The sequence below is a fragment of the Halalkalibacter flavus genome (genome assembly GCF_036663575.1).
GTDB classification, from domain to species: Bacteria; Bacillota; Bacilli; order Bacillales; family Bacillaceae_D; genus Halalkalibacter; species Halalkalibacter flavus.
This window is the reverse complement of sequence record NZ_JAWRVK010000083.1, coordinates 1-6344: the sequence shown is the minus strand read 5'-3', so window position 1 is coordinate 6344 and position 6344 is coordinate 1. Positions and strand designations below refer to the sequence as shown.

The following is a 6344-nucleotide window of genomic DNA, read 5'->3' as shown; positions in this document are numbered from 1 at the left end:
GCGCCCTTAGCTCAGCTGGATAGAGTGTTTGACTACGAATCAAAAGGTCGGGAGTTCGAATCTCTCAGGGCGCGCCACTATAATTTGCCGGTGTGGCGGAATTGGCAGACGCGCACGACTCAAAATCGTGTTCCTTCTGGAGTGTCGGTTCGACCCCGACCACCGGTATTATTACATAAAGTTAGGTTAAGTTTAAAACAGATTATAAACTCGGAAGTGTTGATACATCAACGTTTCTGAGTTTTTTGTTTTTAGAGAATAAGTTAGAAACAGTTAGAACGCGATTTATTTTTACACGAGATTTTACACATGGCTGATAATTTTTACACAAGTTTTTACACAAACAAATGTGCACATTTTATTAGGATTAAAAAGTAAAACAAAATTGTAATAAGAGTTAGTTTAAGGTCCTTTTAGCAATACAGTCATAAATCTTATTTAAGAATTAGCAATGGCAATACAATAAAAGCTTATCAAGTTACTATCACTTGATAAGCTTTGACCACATCTTGTTTGCTTTATTCACCTTAATCGTATAAACCTTCATACTCTTCATTTGTAATCTTCTCGTCTTCCTCTTCTGATTCTTCTAAAAGATGAATATATTTTTTAGAAGTTGTCTCAATATCACTATGACCTAGACGCTTACTTACATAATGTAATCTTGCACCTTTGTGTATCAGTACACTACCGTGAGTATGTCTTAGTCCATGCACACCAATAAGCGGAAGGATGTTTAAGTAAAGTAAAACTTCTTTTAATAACTTATTCGCACGCTCATTTGTGATTACTTTGTACTTAGATTTTGAATTATAGAAGACCAAACGATTTTTATTGTCCGGTAGTGTTTCAAATAAATCTTTAAACACACTCATTGTTTTTGTGTTGACACTAATTATTCTGTCACAGTATGTTCCATTGGACCTCTTTTTGGTACGTCCAAATCCCAATTTTTTTTTATTGCTATATCCCCACGTTTTATCAACATTGATTTTGTTGTTATCAAAGTCAAAGTCTTCAAAAGTAAGACCAACAAGTTCTGCAAAACGTAAACCTGTTTCTAAACCCAATAACAATAAATAATACACTTTATCTTCATGAAGCCTCTTGAGTAATTCTTTATACACTAATTTACTATCGTTATAGTTTAAGTGTTTTTCACTTTCATCCTTAGCAAGTACCGTGTAATATATATTGGCTTTTAGAGTGAAATTACGAGGAATAATTTGTTCTTCCACTGCTTCTTGAACACACTCGCGTATATGGCCATGAAGCTTTTCGACGGTTTCTTTAGCCTTGTTTTCACCAAATTCATTCAAAAATGCTTGGTAAGATTTTTTATTAATCTCTTGCAATGGTTTACTACCAAAATGTTCTTTAATTCGTTCATATGTGTATTTATAATGGCTTAGTGTTACATCGGATAAACCTTTTTTGTATAACTGTACCCAGTTATCAAAATATTCATCAATGGGAGCATCCTTTAAATGAGGTACTATCCCCTTATTTAATTTTGCCTCAAGTTCTGTAGCAGCGGCTTTTGCCTCTGTTTTGTTTTTAAATCCACCTTTTCTAAATACCGTTGTTTCACCATTTACTGTGTGACTTACTGTGTATTGAAACGATTTTTTTCCTCTTTGTTGAATACTAGCCATTGTTTCATCTCCTCTTCTAACCCATTGTGAGAACTTTACAGAATTCTACGTAATAGGTTGCTAATACAATTTTTGAATAAGTTTCCTGGTAACTATTAGAAACTACTTCTAGGCATCTCTGAGTGTGCTTAATGCACTTTTTTCTAGGTAATAGTTATTCAATTTTTATATTGCAAACTAAAAGTCTTGTAACATAAAATCAACTAACTCACTATGTTAAATACCAGTAGACAAGCCTAATAGGAATAAATAGTGGTCTGACTCATTATTGATTCTTTTCCTAATCTCTCTTACTACTAATTCACTATTGGCAAAGTTCAATAGTTTCTCGTTAGGCGTTCTATTTATAAAGCAAGGAACTTTTCCTTTTTTAAAATTTGCTTTCAATTTCAGAAGCTGCTAATTGTGCTTCTGCTTTCGTCTTAAACCCAGTCTTTGTATATTGTTTTGTTTTGCCGTTTACTGTGTGGCTAACTGCATATCCCCACGTTTGTCCTCCTTTTCGGAAACTCGCCATTTTTTAATCACCTCTATGGTTTATTTCTTTAAAATCTTACCCTTTAGAAGAATCAAGGTAAAATTTTCAACAGCATTTTTTTAGTAGTTAGGAAGTTTCTCTTAACACTCATTTAGAGAATATCTGCTGAAAATGTTCATCTAAAAATTTTGCCATCTTTGAGGCTTGGAATGACCACTTTTGCCCTTTCGATTCTGGGTAACGTACAAATCCCCCCTTTTTTACATCAAGAACTTTTCTGAATTTAGAAGGATAAAGAATATTTTCTTTAATCCACTCATGTTTGAGATTTATTCTCCTTTCAAGGTCTTCCATTGTCCACCAGGTACCCGTTAGTTGTTGCTGCTTCAACTCCTGTAGTTCTACTTTTGAGATAAGTACAGAGTCTGAAGGAACTGGGATAGTTAAATTTACTGATAGCTGTTGCATTGTTACTTCCTCCTTAAAAGTTTATAAATCTTTGGGAAAATAAAAAGCACCCCAGAACATCCATAAGAATAAGAATCTTAATGGAAAAGTCTGGCGGTGCTTCCGCTCTCGAAATATTCTATTTGTTTAAGATTTTATTTTCTGTGCAATTGTTATCACAGAGTTTATAGCGTGAGATTTTCCTTTTAGATTATTACACTAGTAGATCTAATGAATTAAGGTCTCTAAACTAAGTGTTAATGCTAGATTAGCACGGATTTATTGGAATGGATATTATAAGCGAAAAACTTTTTTGAAAACTTTTTATTCATCCCAAGTAGTTTTTGCGTAAAAACTGATTTATAAAATGAATTGTCTAAATACAGATTAGCATGAACAAAAAAGGATGGATATTGTAAGTGATAAAAATTTTAAAATTTTTCTTATTCATTCCAAGTAGCTATTATATAGAGATTTAGAACTACTAAAACTAGAATATCATGAACTAAATGTGATGGATATTGTAAGTACAAAATTTGATTTGTTTTTTCTCATCCCAAGTAGTTTTTCATGTAAGGCTATTGAAGGATCAATAAACAATGGTAATACATTAGTTTTCCATATAAGGGTCAGATTGTGGATTAACCGTTATATTACGCAGTAGAAAAAAAGTGAAGTAACTGAAAGGATGTGAATTCATGAAGAACAATAAAGAAAATTGTCCGCTTTGTAATGACTTTAATAGAAAAAGGGTTATATTGAATTTTAAATCGCGCTAAAATGTATATTAAGTTATTTTTATACAGGTGAAGGTGAATATTGGTGGATAAATCTTATTACAAACCAAGTGAAGTGGCTAAAAATTAGGTGTAAGTGATGAAACGATACGAAGGATGTTAGATAAGGGGAAGTTTAAAGGAGCATACCAAACAAATGGTAAGCACTGGAGAATACCTCAAGATGCCTTCATTACTACAAATGAACAAGAGGCTAAAGCAAAAGAAATATTAGGGCGTGTTGATCTGAAAAACCAAGGCGCGGGTGATGTGGATGAATTTGATTTATGATATAGGTCGCAGTTCGCCGCAGTTGACCGATACTACGCAGTAAATACTTTCATTTAATTCTAAATCTATGAAAGTAAGTACTTAAAGTAGCGAGTATAGTATAATAAACAAATCAATACGCAAATACATTCAATATACATATTACTTTATTAATCAATAAACATGATTAGAATATTCCAACGAACTTGAAGATAGTGTATTAAGACATATGCTTCTCGCAAGCAGAAGGAATATGCAAGGCTTTTCGGTTCCCGTATAAGTAAGTTTTACGTAATTTAGAGTTCTCCCTTTATAGAAGATAGAGGATATTGCTTACTTGATAAGATACAAAGTTTTTATAAAAGCGAGAGTGTTTTATAATTTGGACGGGGTGAAGAAACAAAAAGGTGGAAGATTATTAGGTAAGCAGGAATAAAGCCTGAATTTTTTAGTTGAATAAAGAGTCTATGAAACACTTTGTTAAAATTTATGAGTGATAGATAGGATCAAGCAAGTAGTCATTATAAATCCTATTGTTATGTAAAGGGTCTATATTTTAATATAATGGTTATTCAATTAAACAAACTTAGGAGTAGGAGGAAATAAATAATAATGACTAAATTTGAAAAATGGACCATTGGCATTGGGCTTTTGTTAACTACTGTATTTGGGAGTGTTCAATTTTATCAAAATGAGAAAATAAAAGCCCTTACAGTTGAAGCTAACAAAATTGCTGAGGAAACAAAATCAGAAGATGAAAAAAATCGGGAAGTTGCAGAGGAAGCCCTTGCATTATCCAAATCCATAGAAGAGAGAGAAGTAAGCGGAATTTGGAGAGGTGTAGTCAAAAATAATGCACAAAAAGTAGACCTTTACTCTTTTAGAGAAGATGTATATTTACAAAGAGCAACAATTCTTTTACCCACTGGAGATAACAACACAAGTAACATTCAAATTACCTCTTCTGACAACTATAGTTTTTCAACAGCAATGTTAAAGGATCTAGTTGAAGAAACGCTTCCAACAATGAAAGAGATTTGGGAAAAGTACCCTACTTCTGTAGGACCGTTCAACACCATTATGGGAAAAGTACCATTAGTAATTGAGTCATTATATGCTTATAAAGGAAAAGGATATTTTGTTTCTTCAGATTATGAATTACTTTATACCGCAAGTTACTCAAATTCCGATCCAGAAGTTAGCCCTGAAGTTACGTTTGATGGATTGATCTATATTAAGCATCGTTGTGAAGATGGAAATAAATGTATCGAAGAAGCTAGAAATCTAGAAAAACTAAGTAATATCATTATTTCAGAAAATGCTATCGAAGATACAAATTCAGTTTTCCGGAAAAGTATTGATGAAGTGAAAATCTTCCATTATACTAACCCAGTCAAAGTACAAGACAATGAGTGACTTTTGTACATTGAGCTTGTTAAAAATAAGTCCCCACGCAATTTGTGTACTACCTGTAATAGTTAGTATATAAAGGGTTATGTTATTCTCTTAATTTGCATGAACGGGAGATAAACAATGGTAAATTATTCGATATCTTTATCCATTCTTTTCTACATACATACATTCATGGTTGTTTTTTGTGTAAAAAATGTAGGAAAGTGCTAGGGAGGGCATTTAGTAAAAGAGCATTAGTTTAGAGAATGGCAAGAGTGGCTATATAGTATGCATGGAGAAAGAGAATGACTATAAATGAAGATAGTTAAGTTGTTGAAAAAAAGTTGATAAATTAAGCATTAATTGATGAACAGTACAAATAAACTATTCAATAGAAGACCCGCGACCTGTTTCTTGATCAGGGGCGGGCTTTTCTTCATTTCTAAACTTTTGTTTAATAGGAGAGAGAAGTATGTTTACCGCTTACTTTTATAATAACTTATTAAAAAGGTATCTAATGATACAAGGGTTTTATATATAATTATTAATAAGGTGCTAATTAAAAGTGGCAACTGATTTGTACCTTCTTAATTGGAATGTTTACTTTATTTATAATAATTGATGCCTAGCAATGTGTACTTTTGCAAAGGTGAATCGAAAGCGCCTTAAGCTAAATTTAACTTTTTTTAAATGAGTCGAAGTTAGTAAATTGATTCATAGTATAGAAAGAAGAGCTGTCGATTCGTACATAATTTCTTCAGCTCTATTCACTGTTTGAACTATTCTAAAACGGAAGTTCATCCTCATCTCTCACTTTCTCCAATACATTATAGAATTTAGATTCTAAATAAATTCCTTCTGTTATGCCTTTTTCGTTTTCTAAATAACCAACAATTACATTATCGTTGTCACAGACTAATAAGATACTCCAAATTTGTCGAGTCAACATACATTGTACCCAATCTCCTTTTTTAGGAAACCGTGTTGAAACTTTATATAAAGGTTGATCCATCAAAACAAACACCTCCTATATGTTGTACTCATATATATCGACAAATTTGAAGGAGTGTTCAATATTTTTTTGGGAGAACGGATAATTACACGATAATTTTATGGAGAATTTGTTTATTCAATTTGTATTGGCTCAAAAATTTTACTTAGGTAACGATTCGTGCATACTATGTCTTTTAAAATAACGGTGTGACATGGCGTATAATGTTAATTATAAGTATATATAGAATATCGATAGGTTGGATCTAGGTCAATATTTTGGACACAAAAAAGTTAACTTTCTTACCAATTATCAAGTAGACTCAGGTGGCTTGA

The 6344-nt window shown here is 32.2% G+C and carries 6 protein-coding genes and 2 tRNA genes; 4 read left to right on the top strand and 4 right to left on the bottom strand.

Annotation, left to right across the window (positions count from 1 at the left end):
• Positions 1-77: transfer RNA gene (locus SAY88_RS24245), tRNA-Arg, on the top strand.
• Positions 78-86: 9 nt separating this feature from the next.
• Positions 87-168: transfer RNA gene (locus SAY88_RS24240), tRNA-Leu, on the top strand.
• A gap of 359 nt (positions 169-527) precedes the next feature.
• Here the strand turns inward: SAY88_RS24240 and SAY88_RS24235 are convergent.
• From SAY88_RS24235 to SAY88_RS24225, 3 genes are all read right to left on the bottom strand, one after another.
• Positions 528-1655, bottom strand: coding sequence for a tyrosine-type recombinase/integrase (locus SAY88_RS24235; protein ID WP_332634997.1), 1128 nt, complete (start codon positions 1653-1655; stop codon positions 528-530).
• A 370-nt stretch (positions 1656-2025) separates the two neighbouring features.
• Positions 2026-2172, bottom strand: coding sequence for an Arm DNA-binding domain-containing protein (locus tag SAY88_RS24230; protein ID WP_332634995.1), 147 nt, complete (start codon positions 2170-2172; stop codon positions 2026-2028).
• Between the two features lie 108 nt (positions 2173-2280).
• Complete coding sequence (locus SAY88_RS24225; protein ID WP_216830727.1) at positions 2281-2601, bottom strand: DUF771 domain-containing protein; 321 nt, start codon at positions 2599-2601, stop codon at positions 2281-2283.
• 872 nt (positions 2602-3473) lie between these two features.
• On the opposite strand from SAY88_RS24225, the gene SAY88_RS24220 reads away from it, so the two are divergent.
• Entirely contained in the window at positions 3474-3647 is a 174-nt protein-coding gene (locus SAY88_RS24220; protein ID WP_332634991.1) for a hypothetical protein, read from the top strand.
• Between the two features lie 591 nt (positions 3648-4238).
• Positions 4239-5042, top strand: coding sequence for a hypothetical protein (locus tag SAY88_RS24215; protein ID WP_332634989.1), 804 nt, complete (start codon positions 4239-4241; stop codon positions 5040-5042).
• Between the two features lie 760 nt (positions 5043-5802).
• Here SAY88_RS24215 and SAY88_RS24210 read toward each other — a convergent pair.
• Positions 5803-6030: a hypothetical protein gene (locus SAY88_RS24210; RefSeq protein WP_332634988.1), complete on the bottom strand. Its 228-nt coding sequence runs from the start codon at positions 6028-6030 to the stop codon at positions 5803-5805.
• Between the last annotated feature and the right edge of the window lie 314 nt (positions 6031-6344).

Excerpts from the sequence above, each read along its gene's own strand:
- SAY88_RS24235 (WP_332634997.1), bottom strand. The coding sequence starts at position 1,655 with ATGGCTAGTATTCAACAAAGAGGAAAAAAATCGTTTCAATACACAGTA.
- SAY88_RS24230 (WP_332634995.1), bottom strand. The coding sequence starts at position 2,172 with ATGGCGAGTTTCCGAAAAGGAGGACAAACGTGGGGATATGCAGTTAGC.
- SAY88_RS24225 (WP_216830727.1), bottom strand. The coding sequence starts at position 2,601 with ATGCAACAGCTATCAGTAAATTTAACTATCCCAGTTCCTTCAGACTCT.
- SAY88_RS24220 (WP_332634991.1), top strand. The coding sequence starts at position 3,474 with ATGTTAGATAAGGGGAAGTTTAAAGGAGCATACCAAACAAATGGTAAG.
- SAY88_RS24215 (WP_332634989.1), top strand. The coding sequence starts at position 4,239 with ATGACTAAATTTGAAAAATGGACCATTGGCATTGGGCTTTTGTTAACT.
- SAY88_RS24210 (WP_332634988.1), bottom strand. The coding sequence starts at position 6,030 with ATGGATCAACCTTTATATAAAGTTTCAACACGGTTTCCTAAAAAAGGA.